Origin of the sequence: Hydrocarboniclastica marina, assembly GCF_004851605.1 — a bacterium.
In the GTDB taxonomy this organism is placed as follows: Bacteria; Pseudomonadota; Gammaproteobacteria; order Pseudomonadales; family Oleiphilaceae; genus Hydrocarboniclastica; species Hydrocarboniclastica marina.
This window is the reverse complement of record NZ_CP031093.1, coordinates 2,822,885-2,841,825: the sequence shown is the minus strand read 5'-3', so window position 1 is coordinate 2,841,825 and position 18,941 is coordinate 2,822,885. Positions and strand designations below refer to the sequence as shown.

At 59.6% G+C, this 18,941-nt stretch carries 17 protein-coding genes; 4 read left to right on the top strand and 13 right to left on the bottom strand.

The genetic code is table 11. From position 1 onward, the window contains the following. Window positions 1-186 precede the first annotated feature (186 nt). From soil367_RS12675 to hrpB, 3 genes are all read left to right on the top strand, one after another. The gene (locus soil367_RS12675) at window positions 187-1,701 is read left to right on the top strand and encodes a protein adenylyltransferase SelO (RefSeq protein WP_136549437.1); all 1,515 of its coding nucleotides are present in this window, start codon (window positions 187-189) and stop codon (window positions 1,699-1,701) included. A 128-nt stretch (window positions 1,702-1,829) separates the two neighbouring features. Further along, window positions 1,830-2,144, top strand: coding sequence for an antibiotic biosynthesis monooxygenase family protein (locus soil367_RS12670; protein WP_136549436.1), 315 nt, complete (start codon window positions 1,830-1,832; stop codon window positions 2,142-2,144). 76 nt (window positions 2,145-2,220) lie between these two features. Beyond that, window positions 2,221-4,740 (top strand): ATP-dependent helicase HrpB, encoded by a 2,520-nt coding sequence (gene hrpB / locus soil367_RS12665; protein WP_246065295.1) that lies wholly within the window; start codon window positions 2,221-2,223, stop codon window positions 4,738-4,740. 103 nt (window positions 4,741-4,843) lie between these two features. On the opposite strand, the gene soil367_RS12660 is transcribed toward hrpB, so the two are convergent. The 3 genes from soil367_RS12660 to soil367_RS12650 form a co-directional block, all read right to left on the bottom strand. Continuing rightward, entirely contained in the window at window positions 4,844-6,415 is a 1,572-nt protein-coding gene (locus tag soil367_RS12660) for a methyl-accepting chemotaxis protein (RefSeq protein ID WP_136549435.1), read from the bottom strand. 230 nt (window positions 6,416-6,645) lie between these two features. After that, window positions 6,646-7,548, bottom strand: coding sequence for a bile acid:sodium symporter family protein (locus soil367_RS12655; RefSeq protein ID WP_136549434.1), 903 nt, complete (start codon window positions 7,546-7,548; stop codon window positions 6,646-6,648). A gap of 554 nt (window positions 7,549-8,102) precedes the next feature. Further along, complete coding sequence (locus tag soil367_RS12650) at window positions 8,103-8,663, bottom strand: AAA family ATPase (RefSeq protein ID WP_216642714.1); 561 nt, start codon at window positions 8,661-8,663, stop codon at window positions 8,103-8,105. 635 nt (window positions 8,664-9,298) lie between these two features. Between soil367_RS12650 and soil367_RS12645 the strand changes: the two genes are divergently transcribed. Beyond that, window positions 9,299-9,862, top strand: coding sequence for a hypothetical protein (locus soil367_RS12645; RefSeq protein WP_136549433.1), 564 nt, complete (start codon window positions 9,299-9,301; stop codon window positions 9,860-9,862). Between the two features lie 64 nt (window positions 9,863-9,926). Here soil367_RS12645 and dgt read toward each other — a convergent pair whose 3' ends face one another. From dgt to soil367_RS12595, 10 genes are all read right to left on the bottom strand, one after another. Next, window positions 9,927-11,423, bottom strand: a complete 1,497-nt coding sequence (gene dgt / locus soil367_RS12640; protein ID WP_136549432.1) for a dGTPase — start codon at window positions 11,421-11,423, stop codon at window positions 9,927-9,929. Window positions 11,424-11,520: 97 nt separating this feature from the next. Further along, window positions 11,521-12,597 carry a serine hydrolase domain-containing protein gene (locus soil367_RS12635; RefSeq protein WP_136549431.1) on the bottom strand — a complete coding sequence of 359 codons (1,077 nt, stop codon included), beginning with the start codon at window positions 12,595-12,597 and terminating at the stop codon, window positions 11,521-11,523. Between the two features lie 75 nt (window positions 12,598-12,672). Then, window positions 12,673-13,263 (bottom strand): HupE/UreJ family protein, encoded by a 591-nt coding sequence (locus soil367_RS12630; protein ID WP_136549430.1) that lies wholly within the window; start codon window positions 13,261-13,263, stop codon window positions 12,673-12,675. A 38-nt stretch (window positions 13,264-13,301) separates the two neighbouring features. Then, window positions 13,302-13,940 carry an urease accessory protein UreG gene (ureG, locus tag soil367_RS12625; protein ID WP_136549429.1) on the bottom strand — a complete coding sequence of 213 codons (639 nt, stop codon included), beginning with the start codon at window positions 13,938-13,940 and terminating at the stop codon, window positions 13,302-13,304. Between the two features lie 81 nt (window positions 13,941-14,021). Then, the gene (locus soil367_RS12620) at window positions 14,022-14,756 is read right to left on the bottom strand and encodes an urease accessory protein UreF (protein ID WP_136550621.1); all 735 of its coding nucleotides are present in this window, start codon (window positions 14,754-14,756) and stop codon (window positions 14,022-14,024) included. Beyond that, window positions 14,737-15,300, bottom strand: a complete 564-nt coding sequence (gene ureE, locus soil367_RS12615; protein WP_136549428.1) for an urease accessory protein UreE — start codon at window positions 15,298-15,300, stop codon at window positions 14,737-14,739. Before ureE ends, soil367_RS12620 begins: the two co-directional genes overlap by 20 nt. Window positions 15,301-15,361: 61 nt before the next feature. Further along, window positions 15,362-17,065 (bottom strand): urease subunit alpha, encoded by a 1,704-nt coding sequence (gene ureC, locus soil367_RS12610; RefSeq protein ID WP_136549427.1) that lies wholly within the window; start codon window positions 17,063-17,065, stop codon window positions 15,362-15,364. 5 nt (window positions 17,066-17,070) lie between these two features. Next, a complete protein-coding gene (locus tag soil367_RS12605) occupies window positions 17,071-17,385 on the bottom strand; it encodes an urease subunit beta (protein WP_136549426.1) in 315 nt (104 codons plus the stop codon). 57 nt (window positions 17,386-17,442) lie between these two features. Further along, window positions 17,443-17,745 (bottom strand): urease subunit gamma, encoded by a 303-nt coding sequence (gene ureA / locus soil367_RS12600; protein WP_136549425.1) that lies wholly within the window; start codon window positions 17,743-17,745, stop codon window positions 17,443-17,445. A 37-nt stretch (window positions 17,746-17,782) separates the two neighbouring features. Then, window positions 17,783-18,643: an urease accessory protein UreD gene (locus tag soil367_RS12595; RefSeq protein WP_136549424.1), complete on the bottom strand. Its 861-nt coding sequence runs from the start codon at window positions 18,641-18,643 to the stop codon at window positions 17,783-17,785. Between the last annotated feature and the right edge of the window lie 298 nt (window positions 18,644-18,941).

Here is an 18,941-nt window from a genome sequence, read left to right as displayed (position 1 = left end):
GTCCGTTGCAAAAGGCGCTGTTCGCGCCGAATTCCGGTCTCTTTACATATGTTCGTATATGATGATTAAGCGAATGGTTGACCGCCGAAGCAGAGTGTCACGCATCGACGTCTTTTCTGTTGACTGAGCGTCTCGTATTGGAGAGGTTATTTACCGGACAGCTTCCTAACCGATACCGGAGTATTCATGACACAAGCAAACGGCCCAAAATTCGACAACAGCTACCGTCGTTTGCCGGACCGGTTTTTCTCCGCTCAAGTGCCAACGCCGGTGAAAGCGCCTGCACTGATCCGGATCAATCGGGGCCTGGCCGAGCAGCTTGGGATTTCGGTCGCCTGGCTCGAATCTGAGGACGGGCTTCAGGTGCTGGCGGGCAATCGCCTCGCCGCGGGTTCCGACCCTATCGCTACGGTTTATGCCGGCCACCAGTTTGGCGGCTGGAATCCGAGACTGGGGGACGGCCGTGCGGTCCTTCTGGGGGAAGTCCTTGATGCGAAAGGGCGCCGCTATGATATCCAGCTTAAAGGTGCCGGACGTACGCCCTACGCCCGTGGCGGAGATGGACGCTCACCCCTGGGTCCGGTACTGCGCGAATACATCGTTAGCGAGGCCATGGCGCAACTGGGCGTGCCCACCTCCCGTAGTCTGGCCGCTGTGACGACCGGTGAGTCGGTGATGCGTGAACGGCCACTGCAGGGTGGCATACTCACGCGGGTCGCAAGCAGTCATATCCGTATTGGTACGTTCCAGTATTTCGCGGGCCAGGGCGATCTTGAAGCCATTCGTACGCTGGCCGACCATGTGATTCAGCGGCATTATCCTGCAACGGCCGGGGCCGCTCGGCCCTATGTTGCGTTGCTGGAAGCGGTTTTTGACCGGCAGGCCAAGCTCATCGCCCAGTGGCAGCAACTGGGTTTCATCCATGGCGTCATGAACACGGACAACATGCTGGTGTCTGGCGAAACCATTGATTATGGTCCCTGCGCTTTTATCGATAATTACCAGCCCGATACGGTCTTTAGCTCGATCGATGTCAACGGGCGCTATGCCTTTGCAAACCAGCCCGGTATTGCCCAGTGGAACCTCGCCTGGCTGGCACGGGTGCTGCTGCCATTGCTGGATGAGGACCAGGACGCCGCTGTTAAAGCCGCGCAACAGGCACTCGATGGTTTTGTCCGCAGCTACGAGGCGGCGTACGGTGAGCTGATGCGCAGAAAACTGGGCCTGAATCAGCACGATGCCGAAAGTGAAAAGCTGGCTTCCACCTTATTGACGCTGATGGCGGACTCTGAAGCTGACTACACGTTGACTTTTCGCCGCCTGGCCGAGGTCGCGGCAACCCATCCGGCCGAGCCAGAGACTGCGGGCGAAGGTGGCGCTTCTGATAGCGTTGCTTCGCTCTATCAGTTACCGGAAAGCTTTGAGTCCTGGCTTGAGCAATGGCGGGAACGCCTCGAGCGGGACGGGCGCGATCCGGTTGAGGTCAGCCGGGGTATGCTGGAAATTAATCCTGCGTTTATCCCCCGCAACCACCTGGTAGAGGAAGTCATCCGTGCTGCCGTTGACTCGGGCGATCTCGAGCCATTTCACCGGCTGGTGGACAGGTTGGGCCAGCCCTACCGCTACGACGCCGCCGATGCGCGGCTGGCATCACCACCGCGACCAGAACAGGTGGTTGCCAATACCTTCTGCGGAACCTGAGACCGCTTGGGCAAAACTGGCCTTGGTTAAACGGAGAGCACTTCTGCACAGGCCGTGTACCTTATCTATAAAACTGATGCATAACTGATGCATAACTGATGCATAACTGATGCAAAACCGAGGGCACCATGAAATTCCTGTTTGAAGTCCACATCAAGGATGGCCATACGGCGGAAGACTATGCAGATGCCTGGGTTCGGGCCAGCGAAATTATCCAAAGCGCACCGGGCGCGCGCGGAACGGAGCTGCACCGGAAGATCGGCGACCCCAACGTCCTTGTCGCAATCGCCAGTTGGGAAAGCAAGGCCGAACGCGACGCCATGGAGGGCAAACACGACCCCAGGGTTGCGGAGATCATTCGCAGCGCGGCGCCGTTCTGCGACATCCGGGTGATCGGCGAATTCGAGGATCCGGAGTGGGTTGTTACGCCGCCTGACAGGTAAAAGCCCGGCAGAGAGGGCTAGCCCTTCTCTGCGCGCAAAGGCCAGGGCCAGCTCAATCGACGACCCGACATCATCAATGCAGCATACTGATGCAGCGGATTCGGGCATAATCGCGCCCATGCTGCCCATTGATGACCTGCTTCCAGAACTGCTTGCCACCCTCGAAAGCAGCACCACCGTGCTCCTGCAAGCGCCGCCGGGCGCCGGCAAGACGACTGGCGTTCCCCTCGCTTTGCTGCGAAGCCGTTGGGCCGGAAAACAGCGCATCCTGATGCTTGAACCGCGCCGCATTGCGGCCCGTGCCGCTGCTGCCTACATGGCCAGGCAACTCGGCGAGCGACCTGGTCAGACGGTCGGGTATCGCACCCGCCTGGACACAAAGGTATCCCGCGAGACGCGGCTCGAAGTGGTGACGGAGGGCGTTCTGACCCGGCTGATCCAACAGGAACCCGCGCTGGACGCCTATGCGGCTGTAGTGTTCGACGAATTCCATGAGCGTTCGCTACAGGCAGATTTGGGCCTGGCGCTGGTGCGTGAATCCCAGCAGGTATTACGTGAAGACCTGCGCATCCTGGTCATGTCAGCCACCCTGGACACCGCCCCTCTGGCCGAGCTGCTCTGTGCTCCGGTTTTAACGAGCGAGGGGCGGGCCTACCCGGTGGAGGTCCGTTACCGTCCCGCACCAGTCAATTCCGGCGTTGGCCACAAGCTGGAGCACGTTGTCGCGGCGATCCGCGAGGTGTTGAGCCAGGAGCCGGGCTCCGTGCTTGTGTTTTTGCCCGGTGCGGGGGAGATTCGGCGGGTTGAGCGAATGCTGCGTCCTGGCCTGGCACCGGGCACCTGTCTGGCACCGCTATACGGAACCCTGAAAGGCGACGACCAGGACCGAGCGATCCGGCCCGCAGCGCCCGGCGAACGCAAGGTTGTGCTAGCTACCGCCATCGCTGAAACCAGCCTGACCATCGAAGGCGTGCGGGTTGTGATTGATTCGGGCCTGGCCCGGCGGGCATTGTTCGACCCTAACAGTGGCATGCAGCGGTTAACCACCGGGCGTGTATCAAAAGCTGCTGCTGACCAACGTAAAGGGCGGGCAGGCCGCACCGAGCCCGGCGTGTGCTATCGCTTGTGGAGTGAGTCGGAGCAGCAGGGGCTGGCGCCGTTCACTGCGCCGCAGATCCTTGAGGCCGACCTTGCGCCGGTGGCGCTGGAGCTGGCGCAATGGGGGGCGCGCGACCCGGGCGACCTGATGTGGCTCGACCCGCCTCCGCCCGCAAACTGGACGCAAGCGGTGAAGACGCTCCAATGGCTGGGACTGCTGGATCAGAAGGGAGCCATTACTGATCATGGTCGGGCGGCCCGCGAACTTGGGATCCATCCGCGTCTGGCTCACATGGTGATACGGGGGCGCGAGATGGGCTACCCGGTGACTGCAGCGCGGCTCGCGGCGCTACTGGGTGATCGCGACCTACTCGGCCCCCGGGCGGGGGCCAATATCAGTTACCGTTTGCAGGCACTTGCCGGAGAGTACCAGGCTCCCGGCCTCGACAGGTTCCGCTTGCAGGGCCTGCACCGGGACAGCCAGAAGCTGCTGCCCTCCCTTGCCGCGAAAGATCTGGACCAAACGGCGCCACTAGGTCGCCTGCTGGCCCAGGCATATCCGGACCGTATCGCCCGGCGTCGCCGGGGCAGCCATCATCGTTATCTGCTCAGCAACGGCCGGGGCGCCACGCTGCGCGAGGAAGATGGCTTGGGCCAGCATGAGTGGCTGGTTGCCGCAGATCTTGACGGACGCGCCCGCGAGTCCCTGATCTACCTTGCCGCTGAGCTTGACCGGACTGATCTGGAAGCCGATCTGGCACATCAGCTCACCGTCACGGATGAGAGCCAGTGGGACGAGGCCCGCGGAACGGTCACTGCTGCTCGAGTAAAGCGGCTGGGTGCCCATGTGCTGGAACGGACACCCCTGGCTGGACCGAAGCCCGAGCAGGTTGAGCGGGCACTCATCGCCGCTGTTCGGGAGAGGGGGCTCCAGAGTTTGCCGTGGACCGACATGGCACACCAGTGGTGCGCCCGCGTGCGACACATGCATGCGCTGGAACCTGAGCGCTGGCCCGACGTCAGTGATCAGGCTCTGTTACAGCGCCTTGAGATCTGGCTGGGTCCTTTTCTGGCGGGTGTGAGCGACTGGCGAGGATTGCAGCAAGTGAGCCTGCTTACTGCGCTGGAATCCCAGTTGGAGTATTCCCGGCAACAGTTGCTCAGTACTGAAATGCCCTCGCGCTTGACCATTCCCACGGGTGAGTCCGTAAGGCTGGATTATATGGCCGAAAACGGTCCCGTGCTTGCGGTTAAACTGCAGGCCCTGTTTGGTTGGCAAGAAACCCCGCATGTGGCGAGCGGCCGGATACCGATCACGGTTCACCTGTTGTCGCCGGCAAAACGCCCCCTGGCCATAACCTCTGACCTCGCAAGTTTCTGGCGAGTTGGTTACCACGAGGTTCGAAAAGAGCAGCGCGGGCGTTACCCGAAGCACCCCTGGCCAGAAGACCCCATTGCCGCGGAGCCGAAGAGGGGCACAAAAAAGATGGGCTGGTAAACAGCCCTGTGCGAGTTGGATGACGACGCTTAAATTCGGGAAAAGCCCGGCGCTATCTATTACAGCTAACCACCGTAACTACCGAACTTCCGTTGCGTTTGATTCAGACGGTGAACCGTGCCACCTGCGTTCGGAGTCCTTCGGCAAGCCGCGCCAGTTCCGCGCTCGCGGCAGAGACTTCTTCGGTTGAAGCTGCAGACTGATTGCCGACATCCCGAATTTGAGTAATGTTGTGGTTGATATCTTCCGCCACCGAGCTCTGCTGTTCAGCCGCGGTAGCGATCTGGCTGTTGTGCTGCCGAATTTCTTCAACCGCTCCGGATACCTCCTGTATAGCGGTCCCGGCGAGCTCCGCCCGCTCCAGTGTCTGCTCTGAGAGCTTGTGGCCGACTTCCATACTGGCGACAGATGATTCAGCACTGTCCACAAGGGTGCCGATCAGGGCCTCAATCTCTTTCGCTGAAGTTTGGGTGCGCTGAGCCAGGGACCGTACCTCATCAGCCACCACCGCAAAGCCCCGGCCCTGTTCGCCAGCCCGCGCTGCCTCTATCGCGGCATTCAGCGCAAGCAGATTAGTCTGCTCCGCAACTGACTTGATGACGTCCAGGACCGTACCGATATTATTCGTCTCGGATTGCAGGCCGCTGAGCTGCTTCATCACATTGACGATCTGGGTGTTCAGTTCTGCGACGAATTGTAGCGTCTCCTTCACGGCTTTCTCGCCGTTACCCGATTTTTCGCTGGCGCGGTTTGCCGCCTGGAAGGCGGCTTCCGCACTTTTCGCTACTTCACTCACGGTGGCGACCATCTCGTTCATGGCGGTGGAAACCTGATCGGTCTGCGACTGCTGTTCAGCCACGCCTCTGCTGGTTTCGTTGGTTACGATGGAAAGCTCCTCCGACGCTGAAGCTATGCTGACCGCCCCGTTGTCGATTTCGCGGACCAGCGCCCTTAGGTTCGTGGTCATGGTTGCGAACGCGGTAAGCAGCAGGCCGAACTCGTCACGACGTTTGCTACTGATTTGCAGAGTAAGATCACCGGAGGCCACCTTGGTGGCAATCTCAACCGACTCTTTTATGGGGCCCGTAATGGACCTGGTGAGCCCCCACGCGATAAAGACCGCGATTGAAATGGCGATAGCGGTTACGGAAATTATCTCCGCCACGGTAAGGTCGTAGCGCTCCGCCATCAGTGATTGCTCGCGCTTTTTCAGCATCTCGGCTTTTTCAATGGCGCTGTTAGCGGCGACCCCCATTTGCTCTTCAATCGACGCGATGAGGTCCTGTTGTGAGGCGTTAGTGATCCCATACTGCCTCAGGAGCGCCTTATAGGCCTTGAGGTCGGCAACGATCTGCTCCACCAGCTGCCGGTCTCCGACTTCCGCAATCATGAGAGCCATCGGGCCAAGTATGCTGACTGACTTATCCACAAGCTCAACAGCGTGGTTGAGAAAACGCTCATCGCCTTCAATCTGAAAGTTCTTCTGATCCCTCTCTGCGTCGAGCAGTGCAATTTCTGCGGCGTTAGCCTGCTCAACGATTTTTACCCGGTGGTTGTACTCTGTCAGTGAAAAAAGGCTGACTGTGGAGACGGTAAGCAGAAGCACAAGGAGAATGCCAAACCCAATCGCCAGCTTTTTAGCAACCGCAAGATTTTCGAGCAGGGTTTTGAACATGAATTTGACTTCCTACATTAGATGGCTTCTGCAACCGCTATAGGCATAGCGGCGATCACGCAAAAAACTTTAGGAAGCATCGCCGACAGAACGGAAGAATAGCGGTCTCGAAAGTATCAGGCGGCCGGCTTTTGCTCCGGGAAGGGGTTCGGCGAAGCCGGGGCAGCCACCATCGATAGTTGTGGCGATTTGTTGCCGGGCACACTCAAGGTCGCCCGGATTGGATCTGTCTACTGCGCTTGACTGCCTGTGGCGTCCGGGGTATCCCCTTTGCGATTCAGCCAGTAAACCAGCAGCCCCGCAGTCGCAAACATGACCATTGAATAGATCGCCGGGGTCGTGGACATTTCGTAGCTCTGCAACAAACTCACCGCGAGCAGGATGGCCAGCGAGCTATTCTGAAGGCCCACCTCAAACGTCACCGACAGGCTCTGGGCCCGGTTCAGTCTGAGCCAGCGCGCAATCACGAACCCGGCAGCCATGGTTGATATGTTCAGCACCAGAGACACGGGCCCCGCGGCGATCAGGTGATCAATGACGACATCCCTCTGTTGGAAGATGATCAGGGCAATCAGTCCCGCCAGGACCAGGATCGCAAAGCGCTTCACGTGGGGTTCCGCCCGAATCGCAAAAGCGGGGCGCCAGTTGCGAATCAGCATGCCCAGGGAAATAGGCACAATGGTCAGTAGCACCAGCGTCAGTATGGTCCGACCTACCGGCAAGGTCAGGGTGGACGTTTCGCCCAGGAAGTAGAGGAGCGACGCATTGACGATAAAGGGAATGGTAAAAACAGTGATGATACTTGCGACTGCGGTTAAGGTTACGGACAGGGCGACGTCGCCACGGCCCAGATGGGCAAACAGATTGGATGTTGTTCCGCCCGGACAAACCGCTAGCAGCATAACGCCGACTGCAAGCTCCGGGGATAGCGGCATCAGGTTCGCCAGCGCGAAACCAATGATCGGCAAAAGCAGAAGCTGGCAACCCAGGCCGACCACTACCGCCCGCGGATACTTCAGTACGCGCCGGAAATCGTCGGGAATCAGAGACAGTCCCATACCCAGCATAATCAGAAAGAGAGACCAGGGGATCACCTGGACTTTGATAATGCCGGCTAGCTCTTCGCCGCTCATTCGGCCCCCTTTATTTTTGTGAGTTGACAGTTCAATGACCGTACCCCCCCGGGCAGAACCCGGGCGAGGGTAAGCGTGTGCTCTATGGAGCCACCTGCCTCAGTCCGACGGCCATGATACGGAGTAAGGGCCCAGGCATGAAAGCGTCTCCGCTGCAGGTCGAAGGCAACCTGCGGCTGGCGCAGGGTTACAGCCGGATAGGGCGAGGTGTGGCTGGGTAAGATAACGGACAGGTTGTCCGTAATGACAACTGTTGCGTCCGGTGCAACTTGACAGCTCTCCCTGCAACGCTTCGATTCGGATTAATTCCGTGCAGTCCGGTGTTATTCAGTGGCTATCTTCGGGTATGCGTCGGGAATAGATCAGCCTCAATGAGCGCTGACCCGGACGCGCGATTCCAGCGACGAATGTGCGCCCTGGCAGAGCTTCATCCGCCGTTTCCGCACGCAGTTGGTGCGCTGGTCAAAGCGGGGCAGCGCTGTAGCGGGCTGAGTGGCAGGCGGAGCGGCACTTTGGTCGATGTCGTTTGGACCCCGCGTATGTCTGGAGAATTTTCAGCCTGGTGGCGCCTCAGCAGAAAAAAAACGGTTCAGCTGATCGATGATATTCAAGTCATCCGCATCGTTCCTGATCGTTTTGATTCCAGGCGGGGGGACCTCAAAGTCCGCCTTTAGCGCGGCTGCACTTTCGATCGCGATGCCCGAAGACCGCCTCGCAATGCGTTCATTGATCAGTGTGTCCGGAGCCGTCACCCAGATGAGTTCCATATCAGGTGCGCTTGCCAACAGATGGTCGCGGTGACGTTGCTTATATACGCCCTGGGTGACGACCAGTCGGGGGGCCGAGAGACGTCGTTCACGTATCTTGTCTATCAACGCGGAGATATAAGCGGCCCGCATCTTGTCGGTAAAGGGCTCGGCACGGGAAAGCGCCGACCGCATCTCCGGGGTGATGTCGTCGTCCGCGTGGTACACCTCCCATCCCCCATAACGACCAATAATGTCGCCAACGTAGGACTTCCCGCTACCGGAGAGACCAAAAAAAAACAGTATGGACGGGGCTCGTGTCAGGTCCAGCGGGCCCGGGGCAGCAGGGAACAGGGGGTCCGGATTCAAGTTCTCACCTATCTGGTCGTTTGCTCAGAAAACGCGGGCGCAAGTTTAGCAAGGGAAATGCCCAGAACGTAATGCGCCTCCTCTTTTTTATCGGATAACGGCCGATCTCTATGGGAACTGCAAGAAGCGCGCAAACGCCCCAGACGGGTTCGGTCAACCATAATTGGCAGCGGGAAGGGACCGGACACAGGCAGAAGTGTAATAAATCAGCGGTAGGCTTCTTCTGCAGTTCATGAACCTGGCCCTACGGAACCTTCACGTGCTTTGGGCTTAAATTCCCACGAAAATACCCTTAACGTGGTTGGTGAGCGAAAGCGCGATGTTGGCTTCACCAACATGGTAAGGGAAAGCACCTATATTGAAACGGCGCTGATTGTAGAATCCTAGTTAGTTCATAACCTGGATCAACAAGTCCGCCCGTGGGTGAGGCAAGTCGAAGCCCAATGCTTCTGTTATGGCACGTCGCATGCTTGTTAGCTTGTTGGCAGTGCGCTTTGGAGCGTCAGGATGCCATGCAGGACTGACCGGGCTGAAAGCCCGGTAGCAGGGGCAGCGCGGGGAGTGTCGTCGGGCTAGAGGCCTGGTCGGCTGCTCCTGGGAATTACCGAATGGAATGAATGGAACGGGCGGGATCAATGGCTAAAGACCCAGAAAAATTAGTCCAGCGACAGCTTTTGCTGATGGCCGCCGCCATCGGTCTTTTCGTCTGCGGCGTCGTGGTCAGTGGCGCGACTGTTTTTTCGGTCGGGACAGCAAAATTACCTAAAGACGCGGATGATACTGCTCGCGCAACGCAAACACAGGCCAGGTTCCTGTCATTGATTGATGTTCGTCCCGTAAACCAGCTTTTTTACCCTGTTAGCCCGTCGTTTCAGATGCACCAAGCCAAGCCTCTCCAAGGTGGGCCTTCGCGGTTTGTTGATAGGCTTGCCCCGCATGCCGACCTGAGTGTGACGGCTTCCAGCCTCGATTGGCGCAGCCCATTCAACGAGCCGAAGCATAGGGCCCAGACGTTTGCAGATGTGAACTGGTCGACAATAAGCGCGGAGTATGGTGCCCCCTTCAAGCGGGTCCAAAACACTGGTTTTGTGCTCTCGCCGCTGGTTGCGCCAGAAGGCAGACCACCGGGCTACTCTTTTGCTGAACGAGCGCAAGGTGAGGTGCTGGTAAGCGATCGGTTTACCTTCGGGCAACGGTAAGGGCGTATTGCATGGCATGCCTGCATCAGGCAATTCCAACCCTGGATAGACCAGCGAAAGTGCACTAAAGACCAGTTACCGATAGCCGGTGAAACTCATCAAGGGCGAACTGATCGGTCATACCACTCACCATGTCCTGTATCAGCCGACACCGACAGTAGCGCTCCCAGACTTCAGGCTCGCCTTCAACCTGATCGCGAAGCGCAAGGTACGCTCTCACATGCTTGTTGGGCAGCCGTCGTAATAACCGGCTCTCAAGCATCATGCCCTTCTGATGCCCATCAATCAGTCTCTCAAAATCGTCCTTGGGCAACAGAAGCACTGGCTTGAACAGATCCAGCAGGCCCGTGATTATCCGGTAGCCCTGGAGCTCAAGCGTTTCTACCTCGGCTACAGAAAATATGTGCCGGATCGCCACCGCCTTGAAGACTTCGATGACGCTATGACAGGGAGAGTTGTCTTCCAGTAGCGCCCGGTTCAGCCGGCCCTCGCAGACATCGTCCAGGTTCTCTATGAAAACGTCTGCGGCATGCTCTACCAATGGATGGATGAGCTTCACACGACGCCAGACAAAAAATTCGTGTTCCTTGTTGATCTGCTCCTGCGCCGCCCGGCCGCTTGCGAAGTTCACGACCTCCCGAAAAGACATCCCCTTGAAGTAACCGATGTCCTTGTCATCCGGGTGCCGCTGCTCGTACGCCTCTATCAATAGCGCGGCAAGGGCGGTATACGTCAGCAAGCCTTTGTCGACACCGTCTTCCATGTCGGCCAGACAATAGGAAATGTCATCAGCGGCCTCCATCAGGTAGGTAAAAGGGTATCGATGGCCCGGCGCCATGCCGACGGCTTTCTGCATTTCAGCGACGAAACGCCGTTCTGAATAGTAGAAGCCTGGCTTCTTCTGGAGGTAAGACCAGGCCGTGTTTCCAGCTGGCCTCGGCTCGGTGGCGCACCGGGTGTACTTGAATACGGTGGCAGTCTGGCAATAGGTGAGATTCAGCTTTAGCAGGCTGCTGATAAGACGGATCGCCTGGGCGTTGCCCTCAAAATTCTGCAATTCCAGTCGCAACTGTTCAGCCAGGGAACCGCTCGCAAGGTGCGCAGAGAATGGCGCAAGTTCCTGCAGGTGATCCTCAAACCACTTCGAGATTGCCGCCTCGCCAAAGTGCCCGAACGGTGGGTTGCCTATGTCGTGCATCAGGCAGGCCATCTCAACCTGGGTTTCGACTACCCGTTCAAGCCCGGCAAGACCAACTTCAGCTGCACGGTTGCCCAGCTTCTTGAATACCGTCCGCGTAATGAAGCGTCCGGTCTGTTGCACTTCCAGGGAGTGTGTCAGCCTGCTGCGAACGGCCGCGTTTCTCTCGAGCGGAAACACCTGGGTTTTTTGCTGCAGGCGTCTGATTGCGGCGGAATTTATGATGCGCCCGCGGTCACTTTCGAGTTGATCTTCAAGCCGGCCGATCCCGGTGATCGCCAGCGAGAAGTCGCTGGCGTCTTTGTCCGATCCTGTTCGGTTGTAGGGGCGCCGGGTCGAGAATCTGGGCGTGAAGTCGGTCATGGGGCTGTGTTCTCTTGCAGAGCGAGCGGCGAAAATGAGCGTTGGGCAGGTTGAGTCTGCTGAACCACCGGCTGCCCCCGTGGCGCATGAACAGGCGTCATTCCAGCGCGGGTATAACGAAGTCCACCAGTAGCCGGTCCAGTTTACGCATAAAGTATGGCCGGGAGGGCGGCGTCGGGTCAGCAGTTATTACAGCGGTGACGCCTATGTCGGGTATGACGTAAAGCATCTGCCCGCCAAAACCGCGGCCGTAGTAGGTGCGGTGGCCAGCCAGCCGCGTGATGAACCAGCCATAGCCGTAGCCATCGCTGGTGTAGCGCGATTGCCCCCGGGGCTGCCACGACTGTCTGACCCAGTCCTTGGGTATCACCTGCACGCCATCCATTTGTCCGCCGTTGCGGTAAAGCTCACCGATCTGCACCAGCGCCAGCGGCGACAAGCGCATATCGTTTCCGCCGAAGTGAATACCCTGAGGGTCCTGGGGCCAGGATGGTATACGGATGTCCAGCGGTTGACCCAGCCAATCCCGCGTCAGCTCAAGCGTGCTGCGTCCGGAGGCCTTTGTAAGTGCTGCGGACAGAAGATGGGTGCTGCCCGTTGAGTACAGCATACGACCGCCGGGCTCCGCCTTGAAAGGACGGCTGAGCGCATAGTCGACCCAATTGTCGCTGTTGACCGACGGGCCGTAATTGGGTCCCGAGGTGCGCTCTAGCCCGGCCTGAAGTGAGAGCAGGTTGCCAATGGTGACTTCCCGCAAGCGCGGACTGGCACCGGCAGGCGCCTCGAGGATATCTGTAATCGGCTGATCGGTGCTTTCAAGCACATTCCGGTCTATGGCTGCGCCTACAACCGCAGACAGCACAGTCTTGGAGAGTGACTTGATATTGACGGGCTGACGCAGGGAAGGTCCGCGGAATGCACGTCCGTAGATTATCTCTCCGTCGACGGCAACGACCAGGGCATGCAGACGGTCCAGTTGGGCCGCGGCCTCGGTGAGATCAGCCCACCCCAGTTTATCGATGGGTGCCTCGGGCGCAGCCGCATGGACCGTTGCGAGCAGTTGACCCGATAACAGCAGGCCCAGCCACAACCCGCGGAACCCGGGAAAACGCTTTGAGCAAGGCTTCGGGCCGGGATTGAAGCCGGTTTTACGGCGGATACTGCATCTGGGCATGGGACCTCCCGCGTCGACGGAAGCCCCATCATAGCCACTAAACGGAGGGTTTTTACAGCAGGCCGGCGCGTGATATCAGCCGCCCATCAGCAGCATCGCTCCCGCGCCGGCGGTGCCGGCGCCTATCATGCCTGGCCACCAGCTGGCGGCTTTCGACTGAAGCAGATGGCCGCACGCGAAACCCGCCAGGTGCAGCGCCAGCGTGCCGACTGCAAACCCCGCAAAGTAGAGCGCAACGCTCATCCCGGCGGCCATTTCCGAGCCGTGGGCATGGCCGTGAAAGACGGCGAAGAAACCCACCAGGGCCATACCTGCCGGAGTTGGAAGATGGCGGGCGAACAGGAGCACACCGCCGAGCACCAGCACGGATAGCGCGATACCCGTCTCCACGTGGGGCAGCCCCACCCCACTCAGACCCAGTAATCCGCCGAGCAGCATTAAGCCGACGAAGCTGAGCGAAAGTTTTACCACGGCCTGCTTCATCTGGGCCGCAACAAAGCCCACGGCGAGCATCGCCAGCAGATGGTCAACGCCGGTGAAGGGGTGAGCGAATCCGCTCAGTAACGCGCTCATCTGGTGGGCCTCATGGCCGGTATGAGCAAGCGCGGGCAGGGCTGCGGCCGAAAGGGCCAGGCCGGCCATCAGTTTTTTCCGGGAAGGGATCATGGAACACTCCTTGGTAGCAAAGGGCAACTAATGCTGTGTTACGGGGCCGCGGCGATAGCGGGGGCTGGCTGATCCAGCATGCCTTCGCGGATGATGAAATCGATGATCTGCTGAAGGCCATCACCGCTTTTCATATTGCTGAACACGAACGGTCGCTCTCCACGCATCTTGCGCGCGTCTCGGTCCATGACTTCAAGCGATGCGCCCACAAGCGGCGCTATGTCCGTTTTATTGATTATCAGCAGGTCAGACTTGGTAATGCCGGGGCCGCCTTTGCGGGGAATCTTGTCGCCCGCTGAGGTATCGATGACGTACAGGGTGAGGTCCGATAGTTCCGGGCTGAAGGTCGCGCTGAGGTTGTCGCCGCCACTCTCTACAAAAACCAGCTGAAGGCCAGGATGACGCTGCTCCAGCTCCGCAATTGCGGCGAGGTTCATTGAGGCGTCTTCGCGAATGGCCGTATGAGGGCAACCGCCGGTCTCGACGCCCATGATGCGGTCTTCGCTGAGGGCCTGATGGCGTTGCAGGAACTGGGCATCTTCCTGGGTGTAGATATCGTTAGTTACTACGGCCAGATTGAAGCGTTCGCGGAGGGCGCCGCAGAGTGCCAGGGTAAGGGCGGTCTTGCCGGAGCCGACCGGTCCGCCTATGCCGACTCGTAGGGGTGATTTAGTCATAGTGCTGCCTCTTACTGATCTGTTGACTGAGTTCAAGTGGTGGCTCGTAGCTATCCCGTCCCGGCTAGGGGGACGAGATAGCTACGAGCGAAAGAGCCTCGAATACTGTGTTTCGTGCCAGGCGCTGTTCATTGTGAAGCCGGGAAACGACGTCCCCAGATCCTCATCCGCAACACCTTTGGCGACGGCCACGCAGCCCGGTAAGGCAGGAATCAGCCGCTGAAGTAGTTTCTGTACATCGGTCTGACCCAGCGGCAGGGTTTTGCTTGCCACTGTCAGCTGGTTCTCAAGCCAGCTCCAGAGCCAGCCCAAGGCGCAAGTCTCAGCCGGTATGTTGTGCCCGGCACCGGTTTCGGCGAACCCGCAGAGCATGCTCACCGGCCGGAAACCGCTGCCCAGCGTCGGGCTGTCCAGACTGGCGAGCAGCCGGTAAAGTGCCGCACCGAGCTGAATGTCCTCCTGGTAAAGCTCGTGGGTTTCCCGGCAGGCGAGGATAAAGTCATTCCAGTGCTCCAGCTTCGCCCGCTCCCCATCCTCGGCCGCCTGGTGCAATCGCAAGATCAGCGGCAGGTCCAGGTGGGTCAGATTGTTTCTCATAACCCCTTCGAGCCAGTTGCCGATTTGCTCCGCCCCGGTGAGCACGCCGCTATCGATGGCGTACTCAAGGCCCTGGGACCAGGCGAACCCACCTATGGGCAGGGACGGGCTGACCAGTCTCAGGAGCTGGAGTAAGGCGAGGTCGGTAAGCCCGGGCGCGGCCTGAATCCCCGGCTCACCCACGCCAGCAGTCGCCTGATTAATGGCTGTGACCAGCATGGTCTGTTCCGCTGTCCGGTTCGTGGCTGTGGCTATGAGCGCCAGCATGGCTATGGCTATGGCTATGGCTATGGCTATGGCTATGGCTGTGCTGGCCGGAATGGCCCTGGCCGCCATAGGCCCCGTTCTCAGGTTCGAACGGGGCTTCCTCGCGCACCAGTTTCAGCCCGAAACGCTCGATCAGGGCTTCCAGTACGTGATCTGGCTGGAGCCGGAGCCACTGCGGCCCGATCTGGAGCGGAACATGGCGATTGCCGAGGTGATAGCAGACCTTGGCAAATTGCAGGGGATCCCCAGCCAGCGCCGTCACCACGGTCTCTGGCGCGGACACGACCCGAATCAGTTCGCCGCTTGCCGCCCGGAGCAGATCGCCGGTCACCAGGACCTGGCCACGGTTAAGGAACAGGCCAACTTCGCGTCCGCTCTGCGTCTTCGCCCGCAATCGGCCCCGCTTGCGCAGCTCAAAGGGCAGGCAGAGTTCGTCGATGGGCTCGTGCGCGTCCTTGTTTTGCCAGTGTTCGAGTCTTTCAGTCAGTTGCAGCATCTGTTCTCCAAAAGGGCCGCTTTAAATTAGAAAGTACCGCTTCAGAATAAAAACTACCGCTTCAGAATAAAAAGTACCGCTGGGCAAGCGGCAGACAGTCGGCGGGCTCGCAAGTCAGCAGCTGGCCGTCGGCCTTGACCTCGTAGGTTTGGGGGTCGACCTCTATGGTTGGCATCCAGTCGTTGAGAATCATGTCTTTCTTGCTGATCGTTCGCGTGTTTTTGCAGGCCACCAGGTTTGAGCGCAGCCCCAGCTCCGGGGGTACGCCTTTATCCAGAAAGGCCTGGCAGACAAACGTGACTCGCGTCGCCTGGCAGGCGGGCCCGAAGCTGCCGAACATGGGCCGGTAGTGCACCGGCTGTGGGGTCGGGATGGACGCGTTGGGGTCGCCCATAGGCGCGGCCGCGATAGCGCCACCTTTGATGATCAGCGCCGGTTTCACGCCGAAGAACGCCGGATTCCACAACACCAGATCCGCCAGTTTGCCGGGCTCCAGGGACCCCACTTCGTGGGAAATACCGTGGGTTATCGCCGGATTGATGGTGTATTTGGCAATGTAACGCCGGGCCCGGAAGTTATCGCTGAAGCCATCGTCCTCCGGCAGAGCACCACGCTGGGCCTTCATCTTGTGGGCGGTCTGCCAGGTCCGGGTGATCACTTCGCCCACACGGCCCATAGCCTGGGAGTCGGATGAAATCATGCTGAATGCGCCCAGGTCGTGCAGAATGTCTTCAGCCGCGATAGTCTCCTTGCGAATCCGGGAGTCGGCGAAGGCGACGTCCTCGGGGATAGCCGGGTCCAGATGGTGGCAGACCATGAGCATGTCGAGGTGCTCATCGATGGTGTTGACCGTATAGGGCCGGGTCGGGTTGGTCGACGACGGCAGCACGTTGGGTTGGCCACAGGCCTTGATGATGTCGGGCGCGTGACCGCCGCCTGCGCCCTCGGTGTGGTAGGTATGGATGACCCGATCCTTGAATGCCGCGAGCGTGTCCTCGACAAAACCTGACTCGTTGAGGGTGTCGGTGTGTATCGCCACCTGCACGTCGTACTGCTCTGCGACAGCGAGACAGTTGTCGATTGAAGCCGGCGTCGTGCCCCAATCTTCATGCAGCTTGAGCCCCATGGCGCCGGCCTCCAGCTGCTCGGTCAGGGCAGCGGGAAGGCTGGCATTGCCCTTACCCATAAAGCCCAGGTTCATGGGAAACGCTTCCGCGGCTTGCAGCATCTTCTGGATATGCCAGGGGCCCGGGGTGCAGGTTGTGGCGTTGGTACCGGTGGCCGGGCCCGTGCCACCGCCGAGCATGGTGGTGATGCCGGACATGAGCGCTTCTTCGATCTGTTGTGGGCAGATGAAGTGGATATGGGCATCAATGCCACCGGCCGTCACGATCTTACCTTCGCCGGCAATCACCTCGGTTCCGGGGCCTATGGTGATGTCGACATTGTCCTGGATGTCGGGGTTACCGGCCTTGCCGATTTTCCAGATACGGCCTGCCTTTAACCCGATGTCCGCTTTGACGATGCCCCAGTGGTCGAGGATCACGGCGTTGGTAATCACGGTGTCGGCGGTCTCGCCGCTCGGCCGCTGGCTCTGGCCCATGCCGTCGCGAATTACTTTGCCCCCGCCAAATTTCACCTCATTGCCATACTGGGCATAGTCTTTTTCCGGTGTAATCCAGAGGTCGGTGTCGCCGAGGCGGATGCGGTCGCCGACCGTCGGTCCGAACATATCCACATAGGCTTGCTTGCTGATCTTGGACATCGTGTTTATTCCTTCTCGAGCGAACCCATGACATCACCGCGAAACCCGAAAACCCTGCGCTCTCCGGCAAGGGCAACCAGGTCAACTGTGCGGGTCTGGCCGGGCTCGAACCTCACCGCGGTCCCAGCCGCGATGTCGAGCCGACAGCCCCGGGCCTGCCCGCGGTCGAACTGGAGGGCGGGGTTGGTTTCGGCAAAGTGATAGTGGGAACCCACCTGTATGGGCCGATCACCGCTATTGGCCACTTTCAGCGTCACGGTGTCGAGGCCGGCATTGATTTCGAGCTCGCCGGGGGCCACTTCGATTTCTCCGGGAATCATCTGCTTCTCCTCCAGTGGGTGCGCGGCTGGCATTTGCTGCGCTACCACCGATCCTGCTTATGGAATGGGCTGGTGAACGGTAACGAGCTTGGTGCCGTCCGGGAATGTGGCCTCTACCTGTACCTCTGGAATAAGCTCCGGGATGCCCTCCATGACATCTTCACGGCTCAGCAGGGTGCGCCCGTAATCCATCATTTCCGCGACGGTTCTGCCATCCCGCGCGCCCTCCATAATGGCCGCCGAAATGTAGGCGACAGACTCCGGATAGTTGAGCTTGACGCCCCGGGCCTTGCGGCGCTCGGCGAGCAGGGCTGCAGTAAAAAGCAGCAACTTGTCCTTCTCTCGGGGATTCAGTTCCATAGCGAACCTCTTTTAAGAAAATGAGGAAATGATCGGCTCAGGTCGCCCATATGCGCGGTGCGCAAGCGGGCCGATCAAAAACCAGGGGACGAAGCGCCCACCAAAATCGGATCAACTGGTTACGAACGGTTTCGCTGTCGTCGCCCAGTAGTCTGGCGATCAACAGTTCCCGGGTTAGTGTCACACCGGCACAGGTCTGCCCCAGCTGCTCGCGGGCGAGTTCCAGGGCATGCTTCTGCTGGTCGGGGCCCAAATGTGTCAAGGTCGCTATGGCTGTCGCGAATACAGTCTGGCCGCGAAGGCCCCAGGGGCTGTTGAGAATATCGGCCGTTGCGCGCAACGGCGTCCGCTCCAGCAGCCAGGGCTTACCATTGCGATAAAGTTCCAGCCGCTGCAGGAGCGCGCCTTTTCGGAAGGGTTTGTCACCGGCCGCGCGCCCAAGGCAGGTTATCTCCCAACCGAAAAAGCGGCTATCTGAAGCGAGATCGACCCGCAGCCCCAGTTCGCCCAGCGCGCCATCAAACACGATATTGTCCTGGGGCAGCCATTCAAGCTGGCTCCCCTTGGCCAGGGTAATGTGAGTGGTCTGTCGCTGCCGCTCACCGGTGCTGGCCACGTGGTATATCTTCCCGGCCGAGGGTGTGGTGATCAGGCTTCGGGTGGAGACACCGGCGTCCACGGTCAGGCGCAGGTCATCGCCGGATACCAGTCCCCCTGGCGGGTGCAAGACATAGAGATGGGCGCAGTCGCTGGCCTCAGGATGAAATGGGCGCTGTATACGCAGCGGCCCCAGGTGGCGGTTACGCACCAGCCGGGTGCAGCCTGATCGCAGCGCCAGCTCAAGGTGCAGGCTTGCCGGCCAGTGGCGATGATCTGGTTGTTTCTCAAGCGCGCTCATTTTTGGGGCATAAGCCTGTGCTGATCGGGCGTTTCAAAAGGGTATGGTTAAACCTTTAGCGAAACCTGTGCCAGAGCAGGGCAGTTGCCTGAAATCGGGGACAGCGGCGGGGTTTGGTAGGCATGCGTTGCGCAACAGCCCGAAGAGCGTGCACGAAAAGAGTGCGGCATGAGATATGCGCACCAGGATGGGGCTTGGTCGAGCGGTCAGGGATCAGGGCAGGGCACTTGAGGTTAACAGCGCCCGGCTGGTCGTTTCGGAACTTTTTCTACAGCCAACGTAGAGCTTGGCGGCAATT

What these genes read in the sequence shown, in the direction of transcription:
- soil367_RS12675 (WP_136549437.1), top strand. Translation starts at nt 187, where the DNA reads ATGACACAAGCAAACGGCCCAAAATTCGACAACAGCTACCGTCGTTTG.
- soil367_RS12670 (WP_136549436.1), top strand. Translation starts at nt 1,830, where the DNA reads ATGAAATTCCTGTTTGAAGTCCACATCAAGGATGGCCATACGGCGGAA.
- hrpB (WP_246065295.1), top strand. Translation starts at nt 2,221, where the DNA reads ATGCAGCATACTGATGCAGCGGATTCGGGCATAATCGCGCCCATGCTG.
- soil367_RS12660 (WP_136549435.1), bottom strand. Translation starts at nt 6,415, where the DNA reads ATGTTCAAAACCCTGCTCGAAAATCTTGCGGTTGCTAAAAAGCTGGCG.
- soil367_RS12655 (WP_136549434.1), bottom strand. Translation starts at nt 7,548, where the DNA reads ATGAGCGGCGAAGAGCTAGCCGGCATTATCAAAGTCCAGGTGATCCCC.
- soil367_RS12645 (WP_136549433.1), top strand. Translation starts at nt 9,299, where the DNA reads ATGGCTAAAGACCCAGAAAAATTAGTCCAGCGACAGCTTTTGCTGATG.
- dgt (WP_136549432.1), bottom strand. Translation starts at nt 11,423, where the DNA reads ATGACCGACTTCACGCCCAGATTCTCGACCCGGCGCCCCTACAACCGA.
- soil367_RS12635 (WP_136549431.1), bottom strand. Translation starts at nt 12,597, where the DNA reads ATGCCCAGATGCAGTATCCGCCGTAAAACCGGCTTCAATCCCGGCCCG.
- soil367_RS12630 (WP_136549430.1), bottom strand. Translation starts at nt 13,263, where the DNA reads ATGATCCCTTCCCGGAAAAAACTGATGGCCGGCCTGGCCCTTTCGGCC.
- ureG (WP_136549429.1), bottom strand. Translation starts at nt 13,940, where the DNA reads ATGACTAAATCACCCCTACGAGTCGGCATAGGCGGACCGGTCGGCTCC.
- soil367_RS12620 (WP_136550621.1), bottom strand. Translation starts at nt 14,756, where the DNA reads ATGCTGGTCACAGCCATTAATCAGGCGACTGCTGGCGTGGGTGAGCCG.
- ureE (WP_136549428.1), bottom strand. Translation starts at nt 15,300, where the DNA reads ATGCTGCAACTGACTGAAAGACTCGAACACTGGCAAAACAAGGACGCG.
- ureC (WP_136549427.1), bottom strand. Translation starts at nt 17,065, where the DNA reads ATGTCCAAGATCAGCAAGCAAGCCTATGTGGATATGTTCGGACCGACG.
- soil367_RS12605 (WP_136549426.1), bottom strand. Translation starts at nt 17,385, where the DNA reads ATGATTCCCGGAGAAATCGAAGTGGCCCCCGGCGAGCTCGAAATCAAT.
- ureA (WP_136549425.1), bottom strand. Translation starts at nt 17,745, where the DNA reads ATGGAACTGAATCCCCGAGAGAAGGACAAGTTGCTGCTTTTTACTGCA.
- soil367_RS12595 (WP_136549424.1), bottom strand. Translation starts at nt 18,643, where the DNA reads ATGAGCGCGCTTGAGAAACAACCAGATCATCGCCACTGGCCGGCAAGC.